At 68.7% G+C, this 19,640-nt stretch carries 19 protein-coding genes; 7 read left to right on the top strand and 12 right to left on the bottom strand.

Features of this window, described 5'->3' with window-relative positions; all coding sequences use genetic code 11:
• Window positions 1-130: 130 nt before the first annotated feature.
• Complete coding sequence (locus ED208_RS04980) at window positions 131-1,936, bottom strand: patatin-like phospholipase family protein (RefSeq protein ID WP_123210786.1); 1,806 nt, start codon at window positions 1,934-1,936, stop codon at window positions 131-133.
• An 89-nt stretch (window positions 1,937-2,025) separates the two neighbouring features.
• Here ED208_RS04980 and ilvD point away from each other — a divergent pair, with 89 nt between their 5' ends.
• Entirely contained in the window at window positions 2,026-3,711 is a 1,686-nt protein-coding gene (gene ilvD, locus ED208_RS04975) for a dihydroxy-acid dehydratase (RefSeq protein ID WP_123210785.1), read from the top strand.
• Window positions 3,712-3,775: 64 nt separating this feature from the next.
• Here ilvD and ED208_RS04970 read toward each other — a convergent pair whose 3' ends face one another.
• From ED208_RS04970 to ED208_RS17455, 3 genes are all read right to left on the bottom strand, one after another.
• Window positions 3,776-4,606: a TatD family hydrolase gene (locus ED208_RS04970; protein ID WP_123210784.1), complete on the bottom strand. Its 831-nt coding sequence runs from the start codon at window positions 4,604-4,606 to the stop codon at window positions 3,776-3,778.
• The gene (locus ED208_RS04965; RefSeq protein WP_158608438.1) at window positions 4,603-6,447 is read right to left on the bottom strand and encodes an HTTM domain-containing protein; all 1,845 of its coding nucleotides are present in this window, start codon (window positions 6,445-6,447) and stop codon (window positions 4,603-4,605) included. Before ED208_RS04965 ends, ED208_RS04970 begins: the two co-directional genes overlap by 4 nt.
• Before the next feature lie 67 nt (window positions 6,448-6,514).
• Window positions 6,515-7,156 carry a hypothetical protein gene (locus ED208_RS17455; RefSeq protein ID WP_199720514.1) on the bottom strand — a complete coding sequence of 214 codons (642 nt, stop codon included), beginning with the start codon at window positions 7,154-7,156 and terminating at the stop codon, window positions 6,515-6,517.
• A 176-nt stretch (window positions 7,157-7,332) separates the two neighbouring features.
• Between ED208_RS17455 and ED208_RS04955 the strand changes: the two genes are divergently transcribed.
• Together ED208_RS04955 and ED208_RS04950 are read left to right on the top strand one after the other, a co-directional pair.
• A complete protein-coding gene (locus tag ED208_RS04955) occupies window positions 7,333-8,016 on the top strand; it encodes an alpha/beta hydrolase (RefSeq protein ID WP_123210782.1) in 684 nt (227 codons plus the stop codon).
• A 71-nt stretch (window positions 8,017-8,087) separates the two neighbouring features.
• On the top strand, window positions 8,088-8,795 hold the full coding sequence (locus ED208_RS04950) for a hypothetical protein (RefSeq protein WP_123210781.1): 708 nt from the start codon (window positions 8,088-8,090) through the stop codon (window positions 8,793-8,795).
• A gap of 37 nt (window positions 8,796-8,832) precedes the next feature.
• Here ED208_RS04950 and metW read toward each other — a convergent pair whose 3' ends face one another.
• From metW to proC, 4 genes are all read right to left on the bottom strand, one after another.
• A complete protein-coding gene (gene metW / locus ED208_RS04945) occupies window positions 8,833-9,441 on the bottom strand; it encodes a methionine biosynthesis protein MetW (protein WP_123210780.1) in 609 nt (202 codons plus the stop codon).
• A gap of 877 nt (window positions 9,442-10,318) precedes the next feature.
• Complete coding sequence (gene metX / locus ED208_RS04935) at window positions 10,319-11,458, bottom strand: homoserine O-succinyltransferase MetX (RefSeq protein WP_123210778.1); 1,140 nt, start codon at window positions 11,456-11,458, stop codon at window positions 10,319-10,321.
• Window positions 11,455-12,012, bottom strand: a complete 558-nt coding sequence (locus ED208_RS04930; RefSeq protein WP_123210777.1) for a YggT family protein — start codon at window positions 12,010-12,012, stop codon at window positions 11,455-11,457. The genes metX and ED208_RS04930 overlap by 4 nt, the downstream gene beginning before the upstream one ends.
• A 17-nt stretch (window positions 12,013-12,029) precedes the next feature.
• A complete protein-coding gene (gene proC / locus ED208_RS04925) occupies window positions 12,030-12,866 on the bottom strand; it encodes a pyrroline-5-carboxylate reductase (protein ID WP_123210776.1) in 837 nt (278 codons plus the stop codon).
• Between the two features lie 167 nt (window positions 12,867-13,033).
• Here proC and ilvA point away from each other — a divergent pair, with 167 nt between their 5' ends.
• Window positions 13,034-14,560 carry a threonine ammonia-lyase, biosynthetic gene (gene ilvA, locus ED208_RS04920; RefSeq protein ID WP_436286620.1) on the top strand — a complete coding sequence of 509 codons (1,527 nt, stop codon included), beginning with the start codon at window positions 13,034-13,036 and terminating at the stop codon, window positions 14,558-14,560.
• 271 nt (window positions 14,561-14,831) lie between these two features.
• Here the strand turns inward: ilvA and ED208_RS04915 are convergent, their stop codons facing one another.
• Complete coding sequence (locus ED208_RS04915) at window positions 14,832-15,875, bottom strand: GGDEF domain-containing protein (protein ID WP_123210775.1); 1,044 nt, start codon at window positions 15,873-15,875, stop codon at window positions 14,832-14,834.
• Between the two features lie 101 nt (window positions 15,876-15,976).
• Between ED208_RS04915 and ED208_RS04910 the strand changes: the two genes are divergently transcribed.
• Window positions 15,977-16,306 carry a DUF1820 family protein gene (locus tag ED208_RS04910; RefSeq protein WP_123210774.1) on the top strand — a complete coding sequence of 110 codons (330 nt, stop codon included), beginning with the start codon at window positions 15,977-15,979 and terminating at the stop codon, window positions 16,304-16,306.
• Window positions 16,307-16,442: 136 nt separating this feature from the next.
• Window positions 16,443-17,207, top strand: a complete 765-nt coding sequence (locus tag ED208_RS04905) for an MBL fold metallo-hydrolase (protein WP_123210773.1) — start codon at window positions 16,443-16,445, stop codon at window positions 17,205-17,207.
• Window positions 17,208-17,211: 4 nt separating this feature from the next.
• Here ED208_RS04905 and ED208_RS04900 read toward each other — a convergent pair whose 3' ends face one another.
• Complete coding sequence (locus tag ED208_RS04900) at window positions 17,212-17,586, bottom strand: phosphopantetheine adenylyltransferase (protein ID WP_123210772.1); 375 nt, start codon at window positions 17,584-17,586, stop codon at window positions 17,212-17,214.
• Complete coding sequence (locus tag ED208_RS04895) at window positions 17,583-17,903, bottom strand: DUF2834 domain-containing protein (RefSeq protein WP_123210771.1); 321 nt, start codon at window positions 17,901-17,903, stop codon at window positions 17,583-17,585. The genes ED208_RS04900 and ED208_RS04895 overlap by 4 nt, the downstream gene beginning before the upstream one ends.
• Before the next feature lie 140 nt (window positions 17,904-18,043).
• Here ED208_RS04895 and ED208_RS04890 point away from each other — a divergent pair, with 140 nt between their 5' ends.
• On the top strand, window positions 18,044-18,892 hold the full coding sequence (locus tag ED208_RS04890) for a helix-turn-helix domain-containing protein (protein ID WP_123210770.1): 849 nt from the start codon (window positions 18,044-18,046) through the stop codon (window positions 18,890-18,892).
• An 82-nt stretch (window positions 18,893-18,974) separates the two neighbouring features.
• Here the strand turns inward: ED208_RS04890 and ED208_RS04885 are convergent, their stop codons facing one another.
• Window positions 18,975-19,556: an NnrU family protein gene (locus tag ED208_RS04885; protein WP_123210769.1), complete on the bottom strand. Its 582-nt coding sequence runs from the start codon at window positions 19,554-19,556 to the stop codon at window positions 18,975-18,977.
• Between the last annotated feature and the right edge of the window lie 84 nt (window positions 19,557-19,640).

Below are 19,640 nucleotides of genomic sequence, written 5' to 3'. Positions count from 1 at the left end.
GGGAGGCACTCCAAAAGATTGGCGGCGCGAAGAATGGGCGAGGTAAGGCAGCTTGCCATTGGCCGCCGTGACGCGAACCCGAGTCGCCGCAGTGCAGCAAATCCGGCCCCGGTGGCCGTCGCGGTGGCTCTCAGCCCCGGGCCAGGGGCGGCAGGCGCGGCTTGAAGGCCTCCAGCTCGACCAGGGCGTGGCGGTAGGCGCTGTCGAGCAGGCGGTCCAGGGCCTTCCACTGGAACAGGCCGACGCCGGCGGTGGGCATGCGGATCAGGCAGTCGGCGTGCGCGGCCTGACCACGGCTGCTGCCGGCGCTGGACAGCGTCGCCGAGCGCAGCAGGATGTCGAACAGCCCCGGACGCGGGCTCAGGCCGGTCCAGTGGAACAGGGCGTCGAAGTCGGGGCCGGAGACGCCCTCGGCGCGTAGGGCGGTGTCGCTGCTGACATCGCAGGCGATCACCGCGCCCCGGCCGAACTGGCGCATCACGTCGGCCGGCAGGCTGTTGACCACCGCGCCGTCGGCGAGCAGCTCCTCGTTCCAGACCATCGGCGGCGCGATGCCGGGCACCGCCATGCTGGTGCCGACCCAGTCGCGCAGCCGGCCGCTTTCGTGCACCACCGCGACGCCGCGCGTGAGGCTGGTGCTGACGCAGAAGAACGGCGTCGCCAGTTGCTCCAGGCGGCGTTCGCCGAAGATGCTGCCCAGCCGCTGGCGGAACTTGCGGGTACGCAGCAGCGCCACTCGCGGCAGCATGTAGTCGTTGAGGAAGTTGCGCTGCACGAAGGTTTCGCGCATCAGCTCGGTGATCTCCTCCACGCTGCGGCCCTCGGCGTGCAGGGCGCCGATGAAGGCGCCCATGCTGGTGCCGCCGATCAGGTCGATGGGGATGCCCAGCTCGCGCGCCGCCCGCAGCAGGCCCAGGTGGGCAAAGCCACGGGCACCGCCGCCGCCGAGCACGAAGCCCACCGCCTGGCCGACCAGGCTGCGCGCCAGCGCCGGCACCGACTGGGCGTCGTGCAGGAAGTAATGGGTCTCGGCACCGGCGGCCTGGCACCAGCCCAGCGGATCGCTGCCGGCCAGCGCGCTGCGCTCCAGGCGCAGCGCCACCGCGATCACCGCCTCGACATCGGTCTCCGCCAGCAGTCGCAGCATCGGCGTCGGGCGGGCGCTGCCGCTGCTCTCGTCGGCGAGCACCAGGATGCGGTCGGCCTGGCGCATGCAGCGGCGCGCCCAGGGACCGGGCTGGTCGTCGGCCAGGTAGATCAGGTAGCTGTAGTCGCTCTCCAGCGCGCTCAGCCAGCGGACCAGGCGGGCGTTGTTGGTGGCATCGTCGAAGCGGCTGTGGGCGATGCCGGCGCCCAGTGCCGCGTCCACCGTCGCGGCGTCGAGCAGGCAGACCCGGCCGAGCTGGCCGTAGCAGGCCTGCAATTGCGCGCCGAGCGCGCGGACATCGACACCCGGCGTGGCCGGCAGCAGACACAGCGTGCGCGGCCCCGGCGGACCGGGATCGGGGTTGCGCAGACGGTCGAGCAGGCGCCCGACCACCACCTGCGAGAGCTGCAGCAGGGCCTCCGGGTACTGGCGCAGTAGGGTCATCAGCGCCTCGCGGTCGAGGCAGAGGATGGCGCTGTCGCGCACCGCCCGCACCGTCGCGGTGTGGCGCTCGCCGGCCAGCATCACGATCTCGCCGATGGTTTCCAGGGCACCGATCTCGCCCAGCGCCTGTTCGCTGCCGGCTCGGTTGCCATAGGCGCGCAGACGACCGACACCCACCACGTACAGCGCCGCGACGCTGTCGCCCTGGCGGAACAGGGCTTCGCCGGTGTGCAGCAGCCGCAGCTGACAGCGCTCGGCGAAGGCCTCGATGACCTCGGCGGGCAGGCCGCGAAAGGGCTTGGTCTGGGCCAGCAGGCTGGCGGCGGAGCGGCGGTCGGTGGGCATGACGAGGCGTTCTGGTGATGCCCGGCAGTCTATCGGCGGACTGAAACCTTACAATCTGCGCCCCCTCCGGCCGCCAAAGCAGTGAAGCCATGTCCGAGCCCCTCAACAGGAAGTCCAAGACCATTACCGCGGGCGTCGCCCGCAGCCCCAACCGCGCCATGCTGCGCGCGGTCGGTTTTGGCGACGGTGACTTCGTGAAGCCCATCGTCGGTGTCGCCAACGCGCATTCGACGATGAACCCCTGCAATGCCGGCATCCAGCCGCTGACCGACCGTGCTGCGGCGGCCCTGAAAGCGGTCGGCGCCATGCCCCAGACCTTCGGCATTCCCACCGTCACCGACGGCATCTCGATGGGCACCGAGGGCATGAAGTACTCGCTGGTGTCGCGCGAGGTGATCGCCGACTCCATCGAGACCGCGGTGTCCTCGCAGTGCATGGACGGCGTGCTGGTGATCGGCGGCTGCGACAAGAACATGCCGGGCGCGATGATCGGCATGCTGCGGATGAACATCCCCGGCGTGTTCGTCTACGCCGGCACCATCAAGCCCGGCAGCTGGAAGGGCGTGCCGCTGACCGTGGTCTCCTCCTTTGAGGCGGTGGGCAGCTTCCAGGCCGGCAAGATGAGCGAGGAGGATTTTCTCGGCATCGAGAAAAACGCCTGTCCCAGCGTCGGCGCCTGCGGCGGCATGTATACCGCCAACACCATGTCGTCAGCCTTCGAGGCCCTGGGCATGTCGCTGCTGGGTTCCAGCCAGATGGCTTCGCCGGACCCGGAAAAGGCCGATTCCGCCGCCGATTCGGCGCGGGTGCTGGTGCAGGCCATCGCCAAGGACATCAAGCCGCGTGACGTGGTGACCCGCAAGGCCATCGAAAACGCCATGGCCCTGATCATGGCCACCGGCGGTTCCACCAACGGCGTCTTGCACTTTCTCGCCATCGCCCACGCCGCCCAGGTGGCGTTCACGCTTGACGATGTCGAGGTGATCCGCCTGCGCACCCCGGTGCTCTGCGACCTGAAGCCCAGCGGCAAGTACGTGGCGGTGGACTTCCACCGCGCCGGCGGCGTGCCGCAGGTGCTGAAGATGCTGCTGGTGAACGGCCTGTTGCACGGCGATGCGCTGACGATCACCGGTGAAACCCTGGCCGAGGCGCTGGCCAGCGTGCCCGACGCGCCGCGCGCCGATCAGGACGTGATCCGCCCCTTCGACCAGCCGATGTACCGTCAGGGACATCTGGCCGTGCTCAAGGGCAATCTTGCCCCCGACGGCGCGGTGGCGAAGATCACCGGCCTGAAGAACCCCTCGATCACCGGCCCGGCGCGGGTGTTCAACAGCGAGGACGAGTGCATGGCCGCGATCATGGCCAATGCCATCAAGGCCGGCGACGTGGTGGTGATCCGCTACATCGGCCCGCGCGGCGGCCCCGGCATGCCGGAGATGCTGGCACCGACCAGTGCCCTGGTCGGCCAGGGCCTGGGCGAGAGCGTCGGCCTGATTACCGACGGCCGCTTCTCCGGCGGTACCTGGGGCATGGTCGTCGGCCATGTCGCGCCGGAGGCCTATGTCGGCGGCCCGATCGCCCTGATCGAGGACGGCGACAGCCTCACCATCGACGCCAAGCAGCAGTTGATCCAGGTGAATGTCGATGACGCCACGCTGGCCGCCCGCAAGGCCAAGTGGGTGCAGCCGCCGCCGCGCTACACCCGTGGCGTGCTCGGCAAGTTCGCGCGCATCGTCAGCAGCGCCTCGAAAGGCGCGGTCACCGACGGCGAGTAAACCCCGGGAAAGTCTGCACAGGTTCAAACCAGTCCGTCATGCCGGTGAACGCCGGCATGACGACTTATGCAGGGTTTCCCAAAAGCCGGTAGAAACGCCGGGCGTTGGCGGTCGTGCGTGCTGCCAGCGCCTCCAGGCTTTCGCCGCGCAGCTCTGCCAGCGCCTGCGCCACATAGGGCAGGTAGGCGGGCTCGTTGCGGCGGCCGTCGATGCCGGGTTTGTCGCTGTGCAGGCTCGATGGCCGCTGGCCGCGCGGCACGTTCTGCGGCAGCAGATAGGGCGCGTCGGTCTCGATCAGCAGGCGCTCGGCGGGGATGTGCGGCACCACCTCGCGCAGCGGTGCGCCGCGCTTCTTGTCGCAGGCCCAGCCGGTGATGCCGATGTAGCAGTCCAGCTCGGCATAGCTTTCCATCGCCTCGCGGCTGTCGGTGAAGCAGTGCACGCAGGCATCGACGAGTTGCGGCCGGTACTCGCGCAGCATCGGCAGAAAATCGACATGCGCGCCACGCTGGTGCAGGAACACCGGCTTGTTGAGCGCGACGGCCAGTTCCAGCTGCGCCGCGAACACGCGGCGCTGCACCTCGCGCGGAGAGAGGTCGCGGTAATAGTCCAGCCCGCATTCGCCCAGGCTCACCAGCTGCGGCAGCGCCGCCAGCGCGCGGATCAGCTCGGCGTCTTCCTCGCTCCAGTCGCTGGCGTGGTGCGGGTGCAGGCCGGCGGTGCAGGACAGCCGCGCCGGATCGGCCGCCGCCAGGGCCGCCACCTGCCGGTTGGAAGCGCGGCAGGATCCGGTCAGCACGATGTGCTCGACGCCGGCCGCCCAGGCGCGTTCGAGCACGGCGGGGTAGTCCGGCGCGAAGCTTTCGTGCGCCAGGTTTGCGCCTATATCGATCATGGAGTCTTGGCTTCGCTGTCGCTGTCGGCCGCCGAGGGGAAGCACTCGTGGCTCCACAGGGTCTGCTGCTCGGTGTGCGTGATCTGGCCGGGCGGCGGGGTTGGTTCGAACACGTAGTTGATCTTGAAGCGCAGCAGCCGGTGCTCGCGGTCGCTGTCCAGCTTGTCGGCGTTCCACTGCCGGCACAGATACTTGCCGAACCACAGGCGGTGGCGGGCAAAGTCCTTCTCCGACAGCCGGCCGAGGTAGCTGTGCCAGCGGATGTTGCGGTGGGTCTGCGAGAGATGCTCGGGCTTGTCGTAGTTTGGCGCCTGCCCGGGGTTCAGCACGTCGACGTTGTCGCCGTTGGCGAGTTGGCCGTCGATCACCATCCAGCCGTCGTCCTTGAGCGGGTAGGGCGCGAACATGTTCCAGAACTGCTCCAGCCGGCTGAGCTGGAACAGCGGCCGCAGGCCGTCCTGGACGCGGGCCGGCAACACCTGGATGGTGCTCAGGTTCCAGGCCGCGATCAGCGCCAGCGCCAGCGCCGCCAGCGTTTGTCCGCCCGGCCCGGTTTCGAAGCGCGTCTCGCGTTCGCCCAGCAGCGGCGCGCTGAGCCGGGCGAAGGCGCCACGGTGGCGGCCGACGAAGTCATAGGCCCGTTCGCCGGGGCCGGCCAGTACGGCGGCGGAGAGCGGCCGGTGCAGCCAGCCGAACAGCGGCGAGGCGGCCAGCAGGCGCAGGTAGGCCTGCCACTTCAGGTAGGCGCGGTCGTCCTGGTCGATCACCACCCAGGAGCCGTTGGCCTCCAGCAGTGCGCGGGCGCGCGGCTGCGGTTGCGCCGGCTGGATGCTGGTCTGCTGCAGGCCGAGGAATACCCGGAACAGCACGCTGGTCTTGCGGCAGAAGCCGCAGTCCTGGTCGTAGTAGATGGTCAGGCGCTGCTGCGCGCGCGGCTGGCCCGCGCGCCAGTTCCAGAACCAGGCACCCAGGAACACCGTCAGCGAGCTCAGGCTCACGAACGGGAAATGCCCCAGTTCAAGGCACAGCAGAAAGCCGATGTGCAGGCTCATGAAGGCCAGCATCAGCAGGGCGCGCAGGCCGGTGCCGAGGCGGCCGGGCAGCAGTGGCGCGAGCAGGATCGCCGGCGGGCCGAGCAGCTCCAGCCACCAGACGTAGGCGGTGAGTCCCTGCATCAGCACAGGGAAGTGGAGCAGCCACTGGCCCAGCGGCGTGGCGTAACGGTCCAGGCTCAGCGCGTAATAGACCGCCGTGTAGTCGGGCAGCCACTCCGGGCCGCTCTTCAGGATGGCGCTGTAGAAGTACACCGACATCACCTGCAACAGCAGGCCGGCGCTGGCCCAGGACAGATGGCGCGGGTCTGCCGGTGGCGGCGTCCGCGACAGCGCGGCGTCGGCGCTCCAGCGCGCGCCCACCGGCAGCAGGCAGGCCCAGAACAGCAGGCAGGCCATCAGCAGGTCGCCGCCGATCAGCACCAGCGGATTGCGGTTGCACAGCCAGCCCCACATCAGGAAGCTCAGCACCGCCGCCAGTCGCGTGCGCCAGCCCAGCAGCAGCGCCAGCGCCGCCAGTGCCTGTACCGCCAGCAGCAGGCCGGTGATCAGCGGCGTGCCGTTGATCAGGTAGATCGACAGATGCCAGGGCGTGTCGAACTGCACCAGCCACTGGCGCGGCATCACGCCGGCGTCGCTGTAGAGGCTGCCGAGGTCGCCGTAATGGCGCAGCAAGTCGAACAGCAGCACCGAGGCCAGGGCGGCGCGGAACAGGGCCAGCGTGCGCAGGTCGATGCCGAAGACGGCATGCAGCCGCGGATGGCGGATGGCGAGGCTGTCGGAACTCATGGCGGAAAGGGGAGCGGCAATAAAAAGGGGAGCCGGTGGGCTCCCCTGCATTCAAGCAAAAAACGGTTCAGCGCGGAGCCAGGTCGCCCATCTGGCCGGTGCCGCCATCAAGCCATTCGGCGTACTCGGCGCTGCGGTTCTGGTCGCCGCCGGACTGGGTTTCGGCATAACCGCCGAGCAGCAGGCCGCCCAGCACGCCGCCACCGCTGGAACCGCTGCCGCCGCTGGAGCCACTGCCACCACTGGAGCCGCCCGCCGAGCTGCCACCGGAGGAGCTGCCGGGCGCCGGATCGGGCGTGTCCTTGGAGTCGGCGACCTGCGCGATCGCGAAGCCGATGCCGACCGCGCCGACCGCCAGCAGGGTCCAGTCGACCGCCGAGTAGTTGCTGAACAGGCCGCCTTCGCTGCCGGTGCTCTCGTCCTGGTTGGCGCTCAGGCGGCGGGTGAACGGCAGGCCGTTGAGGCGGGCGCTCTCGAAACCCTGGCGGTCGAAGGACAGCTGCGCGATGGGCGCGGCGCCGTGCAGTTCGGAATCGCTGCCGTGATCCAGACGCAGACCGTAGAAGAACTGGCTGGGCACCTGCTTCGCCTGTCCATAACCAATCGACAAATACGCCCGCGCTTCCGGCGCTTCACCGCGCGGTGCGGCGGCAAACACCACGCCGACTCCACTGGCGAGCAAAGCGAGGGTTTGGACAGTCTTCCGCATGAGATCTCCTTGAGGCCGCCAATGGTTTGTAATCACTAAGATTGTGCCGTGCGGCCACGGCGTGCCTGACTATAGATTCGGGCCAGAGCACTGGCAAGACGCGAAAGGCGGCTTTTTGTCGCCGGCGCGCAAGCTCTTCAGACTAGGCGCTCCGAGACCCGCCAGACGCTGCTGCCATGTCCGACCCCAGTCCCCTTGATCAACCCCTGCCACCGCCGGGCCAGAGCCGCGCCGGGCTGGTGCGCGGTGCCGCCGGGCGCATCGAGATTCTGTTCGCAGCACCGGCGCAGCCGCCGCGCGGCGGCGTGCTGATCTGCCACCCGCACCCGCTCTACGGCGGCGCGCTCAGCAACAAGGTCACCTACAGCCTGGCGTCCACCGCGCTCAAGGCCGGCTTCGCGGCGCTGCGTTTCAATTTTCGCGGGGTCGGCAAGAGCGAGGGCCTGCACGACAACGGCGCCGGCGAGACCGAGGACGCGGTACTGCTCGCCGACTGGCTGCGGCAGCGGGTGCCGGCGGATGCGCCGCTGGTGCTGGCGGGCTTCTCCTTCGGTTCCTACATCGCCTTGAAGGCCGCCAGCCGGGTACGGCCGGCGGCGTTGATGAGCGTGGCGCCGCCCTTGGGCAAGTACCTGGGCTATCAGGCGCCGCCGCATCCGCACTGCCCCTGGCGGGTGCTGCATTCGCGCGACGACGAGGTGGTGTCCTACCAGACTACGCTCGCCGAGTTGCAGCAGTACCAACCGATGCCGGAACTGATCACCGTCGACGGCTGTGGCCATTTCTTCCACGGCCGGCTGAACGAGGTGCAGGACGCCTTCGGCGGGCTGCTCGACACGGTGTTTGGGCCGCGCGCCTGAGCGGGCGTCGCTGCTATCCTCGGCCCGGGTCACCGTACCCGCCACTACACAAAAACCTGGAGATTTGTTCGATGCGCGCATTCGCTGCCCTGTCCCTGAGCCTGCTCGCCGGCGCGGCCGGCGCCTCCGACTTCGATCTGCTGCCCGGCGGCAGCCAGACCGATTTTCGCAGCGTCGCCAAGGACATCGTTTCGACCCTGGACTACAAGGCGCTGAACCCCGCCGAGGCCGGCGGCCTCACCGGCTTCAGCCTGGGTGCTTTCGCCACCTACGCGCCGGTGCAGGACAAGGGCGCCTGGCAGCGCCTCACCGGCGAGGAGGTCGATGCCATCGGCATGGTCGGCGTCAGTGCCACCAAGGGCCTGCCCTTCGACATCGACATCGGTGCCTACTACTCGCAGGTGCCGAGCACCGACGCCAAGCTCTACGGCGGCGAAGTCCGCTGGGCGGTGCTGCCGGGCGGCATCGCCACCCCGGCGGTCGCGTTGCGCGCCAGCTACAGCAAGCTGAGCGGCGAGGACGATCTGAGCTTCGACTCCAAGGCGGTCGATGTCTCGATCTCCAAGGGCTTCGCCTTTCTCACCCCCTACGCCGGCGCCGGCTATGTCTGGGGCAAGGTCACTCCGGGCAGCGGCCTGGGGCTGAGCGAGGAGGAGGTCAATCAGGCCAAATTCTTCGCCGGTCTGCGGGTGGCGCTGGGCTTCCTGCAACTCACCCCCGAGTACAGCCGTAGCGGCGACAGCAACGCCTACAGCCTGCGGCTGGCGCTGGGTTTCTGAGCGGGGCTGACGTGAAGGCGCGCTGGCGGAGCGGATCTCAGCCAGCGCGCAGTTCGTAGAGCGCCTGCTCGCAGAACAGGTTGGGCAGCAGCCGGATCGCCAGCCCGCCGCGATGGCGGCGGTCGAGCAGGGCGCGGCGCGAAACCTTCCAGCCGCGCGCTTTGCACAGGGCTTCGAAGTCGGCCACCGTGCAGAGGTGGATGTTGGGGGTGTCGAACCAGCCGGCCGGTAGCGAGGGTGTCACCGGCATGCGGCCCGCGAGCAGCGCCGCGCGCACCCGCCAGTGTCCGAAGTTGGGGAAGGTGACGATGGCGGTCTGGCCCACCCGCAGCATTTCCGCCAGCACCGCGTCCGGCCGCTGCAGGGCCTGCAGCGCCTGGCTCATCACCACCACGTCGAAGGCGCCGTTGGCGAAGTCCGAAAGGCCTTCATCCAAGTCGGCCTGGATGACGTTGACGCCGCGCGCCACCGCCGCGCGGACATTCGCGGGGTCGATCTCCAGCCCGTAGCCGCGCACCTTCTGAGTGGCGGCCAGGTGGGCGAGCAGGGTGCCGTCGCCGCAGCCGAGGTCGAGGATGCGGCTGCCTTCGGGGATCCAGGGGCTCAGGGCGGCGAGGTCGGCGCGCAGGGGGGCGGCGGTGTTCATGCGGCGGGTCTGCTTTCCGAGTGTACTGCTTGCGCCTTGGCCAGCTGCTGGTGTGCGGTGCTGGTGGTTCGCGCGTTCGCGCTCTGCTTTGTGTGTGCTGTTTGCTGTCTTTTTTTCGCCTTTTGGCGACTCACTTTTCTTTGCTCCTGCAAAGAAACAGTTAATGGGTTGGCATGGCAAGCCATGCCAACAGCAAAAGAAAGCACACCCCTGCGTAGCGCCCCCTTCGGGGGTTCCCTGCGATGCTCGGCCCAAAGGGGCCGCTCGCGAACTCGGCGCCCTATAGGCGCCTCAAACAGGCGCTCGCTGTTATCCCCCTTTGGTCCTCTGCGGCCCGGCCGTGGGCCGGGCGTTCGCTGGGGCGGATTGCCATTCAAGGCAATCCGCAAAGCCTCCCAGCTCACTCTCGGCGCCACGAAGGGGGAGGGCAAGTCAAAAGCCACATCACCCGCCACAGCCACATCAAAAGCCACATCAACGGCACTCCGGCTCGTCTGCTGCGCCAACCTCGCGCGAGCGAAGCAAGCGCCTGCTGTTGCTTTTGATGTTGCGGCGGGCGAAGACCGCCGTGCTGTAGATGTTCCGGTCCCCTTCGTAGCGCCGAGAAGCGCAGTGGACGGGGGGTATGGAAGCGCCCGCATGTCTGAGGCGCCTATAGGGCGCCGAGTTCGGGCGCGTCCCCCCGGCCACGAGCATCGCAGGGCACCCCGCAGGGGCGCTACGCAGGGGCCTGCTTTCTTTTGCTTACTTTTCTTTGCAGGAGCAAAGAAAAGTGAGTCGCCAATAGGCGAAAAAAAGCTACCAGGTCCTGCACACCTAAAAGAGCGCGAACGCGCGAACCACCACCACGCAGCAGGCCGAGACGCAGCGACGGCCCTCATGCCACCTCCTCCGCCACCCGCTGCAAATACGCCCGCAACACCCCGTGGTACTGCGCAATCGGCATCAGAAAGTCGTCATGCCCCAACTGCGAGTCGATCAGCGCATAGCTGACCTCGCGACCAGCGGCGACCAGCGCACGGACGATCTCGCGCGAGCGTGCCGGCGAGAAGCGCCAGTCGCTGGAGAAGGCGATCACCAGGAAGCGGGCGCTGGCCTTGCGGTAGGCGGCCAGCAGCGAGCCACCGGCGTCGCGCGCGGGGTCGAAGTAGTCCAGCGCCTTGGTCATCAGCAGGTAGGTGTTGGCGTCGAAGCGGTCGACGAAGCTCTGGCCCTGGTGACGCAGATAGCTTTCCACCTCGAACTCGACATCGAAGTTGAAGGCCGGCGTCGCCGATTTCAGCTCGGCGCCGAACTTGGCGCGCATCGCCTCGTCGGAGAGATAGGTGATGTGCCCGAGCATGCGCGCCAGCTTCAGGCCGCGCGAGGGCACCACGCCCTTGGCGGCGTAGTGGCCGCCGTGGAAGTCGGGGTCGCTGAGGATGGCCTGACGGGCGATCTCGTTGAAGGCGATGTTCTGCGCCGACAGCTCCGGTGCCGAGGCGATCACCACCGCGTGCCGCACCCGCTGCGGAAACTCGATGCTCCACTGCTGCACCTGCATGCCGCCCAGAGAGCCGCCGATCACCGCCGCCCACTGGCGGATGCCGAGACGGTCGGCGAGGCGCGCCTGCGAGCGCACCCAGTCGCTGACCGTCAGCAGCGGAAAGTCCGGGCCATAGGGCAGGCCGGTTTCCGGGTTGAGGCTGGTTGGGCCGGTGGAGCCCTTGCAGCCGCCGAGGTTGTTGAGCGCGACCACGAAGAAGCGGTCGGTGTCGATCGGCTTGCCGGGGCCGATGCAGTTGTCCCACCAGCCGGGCTTCTTGTCGTCCGGCGCGTGCAGGCCGGCGGCGTGGTGGTCGCCGGACAGCGCATGGCAGATCAGCACCGCGTTGCTGGCCTGGGCATTCAGCCGGCCGTAGGTTTCCACCATCAGCTCGTAGTGCGGCAGGCTGCGGCCGCAGTCGAGTTGCAGCGGCTGCTCGAAGACGAACCGCTGCGGGGTGACGACGCCGACGCTGCCGGTCTGGTTGCTCACCGCAGGATCAGCGGCAGCGGGATCAGCCGGTTCAGCACCTGCAGGGCCAGCATTACCACCAGCGGCGACAGGTCGAGGCCGGAGATCGAGGGGATGAAACGGCGCACCGGACGCAGCAGCGGCTCGTTCATGCTCCACAGGATATTGGCGGCCGGGTTGTTCACGCCGGGGCCGAGCCAGGACAGGATGGCCTGCACGAACAGGCTCAGGGTGTAGAGGTTGATGGTCAGCACCAGGCACTTGAGCAGCGCGTACCAGACCAGGCTGACGCCGCCGATGCCGAGGCCGAACATCCAGCCGATCAGCAGCATGTAGACCACCGCCACCACCAGCAGCACCACCAGCGCGGCGGTGTCGAGCTTCTGCCAGCGCGGGATCAGATTGCGCAGCGGCAGCACCGGCGGGTTGGTGAGCTTCCAGACGATCTGCGACAGCGGGTTGTAGAAGTCCGCCCGCACCCATTGCAGGATCACCCGCAGCAGCAGCGCGCCCAGGTACAGGTCGAACAGGGTGGTGACCAGGAAGAACAGCGCGTTGGAAGAGTTCGGGCCCATGGGATCGGTGTCAGGCTCTAGGGAGCGAGGTCGAGGGCATCGCCCAGCTGCTTGGCGCGGGCGTCGGCGCGTGCCAGGGCTTCGGCGAAGATGGCGCGCAGGCCGGCGGATTCAAGATGCTGCACCGCCGCTTCGGTGGTGCCGCCCTTGCTGGTGACGTTGGCGCGCAAGCTGCTCACGTCCTGGCCGGCGTCGGCGACCATGCGCGCGGCGCCGATGCAGGTCTGGGCGGCGAGCTGGGCGGCGATCTCGGGTTTCAGGCCCAGGGCGCTGCCGGCCTCGCGCAGGGCCTCGACCAGCAGGAAGAAATAGGCCGGGCCGGAGCCGGACAGCGCGGTGACCGCGTCCAGCTCCTCCTCGCGTTCCACCCAGACGCAGGCGCCGGCGGCGGCGAGCAGGGTCTGGGCCAGGTCGCGGGCCTCGGCCGGGGTGCCCGCCGGCGCGTACAGGCCGGTGATGCCGGCGCCGAACAGCGCCGGGGTGTTGGGCATGGTGCGCACGTAGCGGAGCTGTGAGCCGAGCAGGCGTTGCAACGTCGCCAGCCGCACGCCGGCGGCAATCGACAGCGCCAGCGCGCCGGGCTTGGTGGCGACGCCGGCCAGGGCCTCGCGCATCTGCTGCGGCTTCACCGCCAGTACCAGGGCGTCGGCGTCGGCGCTGACCTCGGCGGCGCTAGCCGCCACCTGCACCCCGAACTGCTGGCGCAGCCAGTCGGCACGCGCCGCCTGCGGCTCGGCGACCGCGATCTGCGCGGCCGGCCAGCCGGTCTTCAGCAGGCCGCCGATCAGGGCGGCTGCCATGTTGCCGCCGCCGATGAAGGCGACGCGGGCGGTGGGGGAGGCAGGCTGGGTCACGTTCGGGTGCGGGGCAGGCTCGGGGCGGTCCGGAAAGCGCCGCGTATCATACGCGACCCCCGGCGCCAGACTGACCTCGGGATCGACTCCAACTCCTTGAAGCCAATGGACTCCCGCGCGTGAAGCTGAAAGCCCCCCTGAGCCGTTTCGACGCCGCCACCACCAAGCTGCTGGCCGACTATCGCGCCCGCATCGAGGCGGCCCGGGTCTACGACGTTGCCAAGGTGACGCCGCTGGAAGAGGCCCGCAAGCTCTCCACCCGGCTCGGCAACCGCGTGCTGCTCAAGCGCGAGGACCTGCAGCCGGTGCATTCCTTCAAGCTGCGCGGCGCCTATAACAAGATCGTGCGCCTCTCCGACGAGCAGCGGGCGCGCGGTGTCATCACCGCCAGCGCCGGCAACCACGCCCAGGGCGTGGCCCTGGCCGGGAAGCGTCTGGGCATCCCCACACTAATCTGCATGCCGCGCACCACGCCGGCGATCAAGGTGGAGTCGGTGAAGGCGCTGGGTGGCAAGGTGGTGCTGTTCGGCGACGCCTACGACGACGCCCGCGAGCACGCCGAGCAATTGGCCTCCGAGCGCGGTCTGGCGATGATCCATCCCTACGACGATCCCGACGTGATCGCCGGACAGGGCACGGTTGCCAAGGAGGTCTTCGAACAGCTGGGCGACCGCCCGCTCGACGCGATCTTTGTCTGCGTCGGCGGTGGCGGACTGCTGGCCGGCGTCGCCGCCTACGTGAAGTCGGTAAGCCCGAAGACGCGGGTGATTGCGGTGGAGCCAGAAGACTCCGATTGCTTCGCCCGTGCCTACGAGGCCGGCCGCCGGGTCGAGCTCAAGCAGGTCGGCCTGTTCGCCGACGGCGTCGCGGTCAAACAGGTCGGTGCCGAGCCCTGGCGGGTCGCCAAGTCCCTGGTCGACGAGGTGATCCGGGTCGATGTCGACGAGATCTGTGCTGCTATCCGCGACGGATTCAACGAGAACCGCTCGATCTGCGAGCCGGCCGGTGCACTGGGCATCGCCGGTCTGAAGAAGTGGGTGGCGCTGCACGAGGTCAGTGGTCTGACCCTGGCGGCGACGGTGTCCGGCGCCAACATGAACTTCGACCGCCTGCGCCATGTCGCCGAACGCGCCGAACTCGGCGACCACAGCGAGGCGATTCTGGCGGTGACCATCCCCGAGCAGGCCGGCAGCTTCCGTCGTTTTTTGAAGCAGCTCGGCCGCCGCGTGGTGACCGAGTTCAATTACCGCTACGCCGGGCCCAAGGAAGCGCATGTGTTCGTTGGCTTCAAGGTGGCCAGCGACGCCGAGACCGCCGAGCTGGTCGCGCAGCTGCGTGCGCTCGACTACCCGGTGGTCGATCTGAGCCAGGACGAGATGGCGAAGACCCACGTCCGCTACATGGTCGGCGGCCGTGCGCCGGGCCTGGTGGACGAGCAGTTGTTCCGCTTCGAGTTTCCGGAGCGGCCGGGCGCCTGTCTGGACTTCCTCAACGCCATCGGCACCCGCTTCAACATCTCGCTGTTCCACTACCGTAACCACGGCGCCGCCTACGGGCGCGTGCTGGTCGGCTTGCAGGTGCCGCGCGGGCAGTCGCGGGAGTGCCGCGAGGCCTTGTCCAGCCTCGGCTATCCGTACTGGGACGAGACCGACAATCCCGCCTACGCGCTGTTCCTGGGCGGCCTGGAGAAATAGGGCCTAGGGTGTGTCATCAATTACCTGCTCGCTGCGTTGCGAGTCAAAACCGCGCAGTGCGAGGCGCGAGACGTAGCGCAGGTTGGAACCTGAGCAAGTCTCGCAACGACGCAATGCGCGGTTTTGGCCGCAACCCTTCGGGGCCGGACTGTTTTGGGGCATTGCGGCGTCAGCCAGAGAGGGAAATAGAACCACTATTCCCCTCCCTGGCTTCCTTGCACTGCCCCAAAACAGCCTTCGGCCGCAGTGACCAGGTAATTGATGACACACCCTAGAACAGATCCACCGCCGAGTTGAGCAGGGCGGTGGGGGCGGCGTGCTGCTGGACCAGCTGGGCGTAGTCGCAGACCTGGTCACGACCGTGCGCCTTGGCGTGGTAGAGCGCCTGGTCGGCGTGGCCGACCGCCTCGCTCATCAGCACCTCCGACTTGAGCTCGACAAAACCGATACTCACCGTCACCCGCTCCAGCTGCGGGAACCGGTAGGACGACACCTGCTGCCGGTAGCGCTCCAGCGCCGCATGCGCCTCCGCCGCGCTGTGGGCCTGCAGAATGACGATGAACTCCTCGCCGCCGTAGCGGAACAGCAGATCATCGGCGCGGAAGCACTGCTGCATCACCCGCGCCACCAGCAGCAGCACCTCGTCGCCGAACAGGTGGCCGAAGCTGTCGTTGACCCGCTTGAAGTGGTCGATGTCGATCACTGCCAGCCAGTAGCGTTCGCCGGCATCGGCGAGCCGCTGGCCTTCCGGCCCGCGCCGGCTGGAATGCCGGGCGGCGCTGTACATCAGGCGGCTGACGCTGGTTTCCAGCGAGCGGCGGTTGAGCAGGCCGGTGAGGGTGTCGCGCTCGGTGGCGCGCACCAGATCGAGGTAGTTCTGGTAAAGCTGGACGATGGCCTTGGTGAGCCGGAAATCGTTGTCGTTGTGACGGCTGACCTCGACCACGATCAGCTCGTGCACGATGCCGCCGTCGGCCACCGGATGGATGAACAGCGGGCTGCCGTCGGCGCCCGCCGATTGCAGCGGCAGCCCGGTTTCCACGCAGTGCTGCATCGGCTCGCTGAGGCTGACGGTGGCGCTGGAAAACAGCTTCAGCTCGTAGCCATTGAGGCTGCTGGCCGAGCGCAGTGCCTGAAAGTCCTCCAGCCAGGACTGGCCGCCACGGGCGCGGACGTGGCGCAGGAAGCGGGTGGTGTTGGCGTCCAGGGCCTCCATCACCGTCTTGAGCAGGCTCAGACGCAGATCGTCGCCATTTTTTTGACGGCTGATCTGGACGATGGATTCGACCAGTTCGGAGGTTCGGGAGTCGCGCATGGAGGTCTCGGCGGGAACGTCCCCTTAGCGGCAGCGGCACCGGCAACTTGAGGCGGTGCCCGCCAGACCTGCTGCGGGGCTGGCGCGATAAACTGCAAGTCATGAGCCAGGCCAAAAATCTCTACCGCGTGACGTTCCGCCATCAGGACCAGATCTGGGAGGTCTATGCCCGCGCCATCAGCCATGGCGGCCTGCTGGGCTTCATCGAGGTCGAGAAGCTGGTATTCGGCGAGCGCAGCAGCATCATCGCCGACCCCGGCGAAGAGAAGCTCAAGTCCGAGTTCGAGAACGTCGAGCGCACCTACATCCCGGTGCATGCCGTCGTCCGCATCGACGAGGTGAGCAAGATGAGCACGCCGCGCATCTCCGCCGGCGGCGAGTCCGGCAAGGTGCTGCCGTTTCCGGTGTTCACCCCGGCCGGCAAGAGCTGATGGGCCTCGCGATGCTGGGGCCGGGCGGGATTTCGAGGACTGCCTTGCATGGCCGTCCGAGCCGCCCGGCGGCCAGCCATGCATGGCTGGCCTGGGGTCAGATTCGCCACTGCGGTTGCGCCAGGGACGGCGGCCGATGATCCGCTTCGCCATGCTCGGCTCAGGCTCCAAGGGCAACGCCACCCTGGTGGAAGCCGGTGGTGTCCGCGTGCTGGTCGATTGCGGCTTCGCGGTGCGCGAGGTGGAGAGCCGCTGCGCGCGCCTGGGCTTCGATGTCGCCAGCCTCGACGCCATCCTGGTCACCCACGAGCACGGTGACCACCTGGGCGGCGTCGCCCGCCTGGCGCGCGCCTACGAGCTGCCGGTGTACCTGAGTCGCGGCACCTATGCCGCCTGGACCGACAAGGACGTGCCCGAGGCCAGCTACATCAGTCCGCACGAGGCCTTCCACATCGGGGCCTTGACCGTGCGGCCGTTCCCGGTGCCGCACGATGCCCGCGAGCCCTGCCATTTCGCCTTCGAGCACGGCGGCCGCAAGCTCGGCGTGGTCTCCGACCTCGGCTCGATCACCTCGCATGTGCGCTACGTGCTGCGCGACTGCGACGCCCTGCTGCTGGAAACCAATCACGACCCGGAAATGCTCGCCAACGGCCCCTATCCGCCGCGCCTCAAGCAGCGGGTGGGCGGCAATCTCGGGCATCTCTCCAATGCTCAGGCGGCCTCGCTGGTGCGCGGCATCGAGCGCGAGCGCCTGCAGCATCTGGTGCTCACCCACCTGTCCGAGAAGAACAACTCGCCAGAGCTGGCGCGCGCCACCATCTGCGAGGCGCTGGAAGACGACCCCGCCTGGTGCCTGTGCGCGGATCAGCAGTTGGGGCTGTCCTGGCGCGAGGTCGTCTGAGCGCCTAAAGCCGGCTCCAGACCAGGGCCGCCGCCAGCAGCAGGCTGGCGGCCAGGTCGGCCCAGACCACCCGCACCAAGGCGGCGTTGCCGCCACCCTCCAGCCCGGCGATGAGCGCGTAGCCCAGCATGCTCAGCAGCCCCGCGCTCGCCGCCGGCAGCCGCCATTCCGGCAGGAAGGCGGCGGCCATCATCGCGCCGCCGAGCAGACCGAACAGCAGGGCGCGATGGCGCAACAGGATGCGCAGGCTGGGCTCGGTCACCTCCAGGCCATACAGCGCCTTCAGTTGCGTCTGGCCGAGCAGGCCCAGCACCGGCAGGGCGTTGAGCAGGCCGGCCAGCAGCAGGGCGGTGGCGAGCGCCAGTTCAGCCCGGTTCACCCGTGCACCGGCGCGCGCCGGGGGGCGTTGGCGCTGGTCGCAGGCGCGAGCAGCAGGTAGAGCAGGGCGCCGATCGAGCCTAGCGTCAGGGTCAGCAGCAGATAGGGCCAGACGGTGCGGCCGCTGGCCTGGGCGTCGCGCCACATCCAGACCATCACCAGCACGCCCATCAGCACCAGGTCGGTGAACACCTGGATGCCGGCAGGGTGCAGATGCGCCTTCAGCAGACCGACATAGCCGACGGTTTCCAGCACCCACAGCGAGTAGGCGGCGAACGGCAGCAGCAGTAGCAGAACCAGCGGGCGGGGCAGCGACATGGCGAATCTCCTTCGGGTTTGGGGTTTGCCCGGCCAGACTCCGCCCACACCGCGCCCGGCTCAACGACCCGGCAGGTAATGGCCGGCGATGACCCGCGAGGTAATACCGACGGCAGCGGGGCGGGCGCAGAATCGCCGCCATGAACAAGTCCGCCACTGCCGTCGCCGACGCCGCCACTGCGCACCCTGCCGCCGATTTCGCCGCCCTGCTGCGCGAGCGGCGTCGCGGTCAGGGTTATAGCCAGATGGCGCTGGCGGGCGATGCCGGCCTGTCGCAGCGGCATCTGAGTTTTCTCGAATCCGCCAAGGCGCGGCCCAGCCGGGCGATGGTCCTGCAACTGGCCGAGGCGCTGGCGCTACCGCTGCGCGAGCGCAATCGCTGGCTGATCGCCGCCGGCTTCGCGCCGCTGTTCGCCGAACGCCCGCTGCACAGCCCGGACATGGCGCCGGTGCAGCAGGCGCTCACCCTGCTGCTCAAGCAGCAGGAGCCCTATCCGGCGGCGGTGGTGGATGCCGGCTGGAACGTCTTGCAGGCCAATGCCGCCACCCAGCGCCTGCTGAGGCTGATCGCGCCGGGTGGCGATCCGGCAGCGCTGTGGCGGCGGGTCTGCGGCGAGGCGCCGCCCAATCTCATGAAGCTGACTTTTCACCCCGAAGGCCTGCGTCCCTTCATCAAGAACCTCGACGAACTGGGCCCGGGCCTCATCACCCGCGCCATCCGCGAGGCCCGCGAGAGCCCGGCCGCCGCCGAGGTGCTGGAGACGGTGCTGGCCTATCCCGGCATCCCGCCGCGCTGGCGCCTGGCCGAGCTGTGGACCCCGCTGGCGCCGGTGCTGCCCACCCGACTGGGCCTGGGCGAGGTCAGCCTGAGCTTCATCACCATGCTGTGCAGCTTCGGCACACCGCTGGATCTCACCGCCGACAATCTGCGGGTGGAGTGCTTGTTTCCGGCGGATGCGTTCACCGACCGGTTTTTGCGCCAGGCCTGAACCAGGTCCAGGGGTAGCCCGGATGCAATCCGGGGTTGTGCCAGTGCCGATGAAGATCCCGGATTGCATCCGGGCTACCCCGCTACATGGCTACAGGCGCGACACCTATCAGCACCCGGTGCAGCCAGAAGACGAACGCGACGTAGAGCGCGAGGCCGGCGACGACGGCAATCGCATCGTTCCAGCGCCCTGCCGGAGCACCCGGCGGCGGCACCACATTCGCGCGATGCTTCACCGAGATGCGGTCGGTGACCGCCCAGGCGAGAAAACCGCCGAACAACAGCACATCGTGCAGGCCGCCATTGGCGAGCAGATGCGCCAGCGCCCAGAGCTTGGTGGCGACCAGGGTCGGGTGCTTTGCGGCGCGCTGAATGCGCCCCGGAAGGTAGGTCGCGAGGAACAGCACAAACACCGGCAGCATCAGCAGCATGGACAGATGCCGCAGCCCGGTGGGCGGCTGGTAGAGCCAGACCGGGGCCTGCATCCGCGCCTGGCCGTAGCCGATGACGATCAGCGCAAAGCCGGCGATGGCGACGAGGCTGTAGATGCCCTTCCAGGGCCAGAGACCCAGGCGCTCGACGGCGCGGGCGCGCAGGCCGGGCGCGAAGATCGCCGCCGAGTGGATGCCCAGGAACAGCAGTAGACCGGCGATCAGCAGACTCATGTGGGGTTCCTGCTTGGCTCTTTGGCTGGTTGGCGGTGGCCAGCGCCATTTGCGGGCGCGGGCTAGGTGGTCGGCAGTGTAGAC

The sequence above is a fragment of the Stagnimonas aquatica genome (genome assembly GCF_003730135.1).
Taxonomy (GTDB): Bacteria; Pseudomonadota; Gammaproteobacteria; order Nevskiales; family Nevskiaceae; genus Stagnimonas; species Stagnimonas aquatica.
This window is presented reverse-complemented; position numbering and strand designations above follow the sequence as displayed.

Excerpts from the sequence above, each read along its gene's own strand:
- metW (WP_123210780.1), bottom strand. The coding sequence starts at position 9,441 with ATGAACACCGCCGCCCCCCTGCGCGCCGACCTCGCCGCCCTGAGCCCC.
- ED208_RS04895 (WP_123210771.1), bottom strand. The coding sequence starts at position 17,903 with ATGTCGCTGCCCCGCCCGCTGGTTCTGCTACTGCTGCTGCCGTTCGCC.
- ED208_RS04950 (WP_123210781.1), top strand. The coding sequence starts at position 8,088 with ATGCGCGCATTCGCTGCCCTGTCCCTGAGCCTGCTCGCCGGCGCGGCC.
- ED208_RS04910 (WP_123210774.1), top strand. The coding sequence starts at position 15,977 with ATGAGCCAGGCCAAAAATCTCTACCGCGTGACGTTCCGCCATCAGGAC.
- ED208_RS04890 (WP_123210770.1), top strand. The coding sequence starts at position 18,044 with ATGAACAAGTCCGCCACTGCCGTCGCCGACGCCGCCACTGCGCACCCT.
- ED208_RS04885 (WP_123210769.1), bottom strand. The coding sequence starts at position 19,556 with ATGAGTCTGCTGATCGCCGGTCTACTGCTGTTCCTGGGCATCCACTCG.
- ED208_RS04930 (WP_123210777.1), bottom strand. The coding sequence starts at position 12,012 with ATGGGCCCGAACTCTTCCAACGCGCTGTTCTTCCTGGTCACCACCCTG.
- ED208_RS17455 (WP_199720514.1), bottom strand. The coding sequence starts at position 7,156 with ATGCGGAAGACTGTCCAAACCCTCGCTTTGCTCGCCAGTGGAGTCGGC.
- ED208_RS04965 (WP_158608438.1), bottom strand. The coding sequence starts at position 6,447 with ATGAGTTCCGACAGCCTCGCCATCCGCCATCCGCGGCTGCATGCCGTC.
- ED208_RS04970 (WP_123210784.1), bottom strand. The coding sequence starts at position 4,606 with ATGATCGATATAGGCGCAAACCTGGCGCACGAAAGCTTCGCGCCGGAC.
- ED208_RS04905 (WP_123210773.1), top strand. The coding sequence starts at position 16,443 with ATGATCCGCTTCGCCATGCTCGGCTCAGGCTCCAAGGGCAACGCCACC.
- ED208_RS04915 (WP_123210775.1), bottom strand. The coding sequence starts at position 15,875 with ATGCGCGACTCCCGAACCTCCGAACTGGTCGAATCCATCGTCCAGATC.
- ilvD (WP_123210785.1), top strand. The coding sequence starts at position 2,026 with ATGTCCGAGCCCCTCAACAGGAAGTCCAAGACCATTACCGCGGGCGTC.
- ED208_RS04980 (WP_123210786.1), bottom strand. The coding sequence starts at position 1,936 with ATGCCCACCGACCGCCGCTCCGCCGCCAGCCTGCTGGCCCAGACCAAG.
- ED208_RS04955 (WP_123210782.1), top strand. The coding sequence starts at position 7,333 with ATGTCCGACCCCAGTCCCCTTGATCAACCCCTGCCACCGCCGGGCCAG.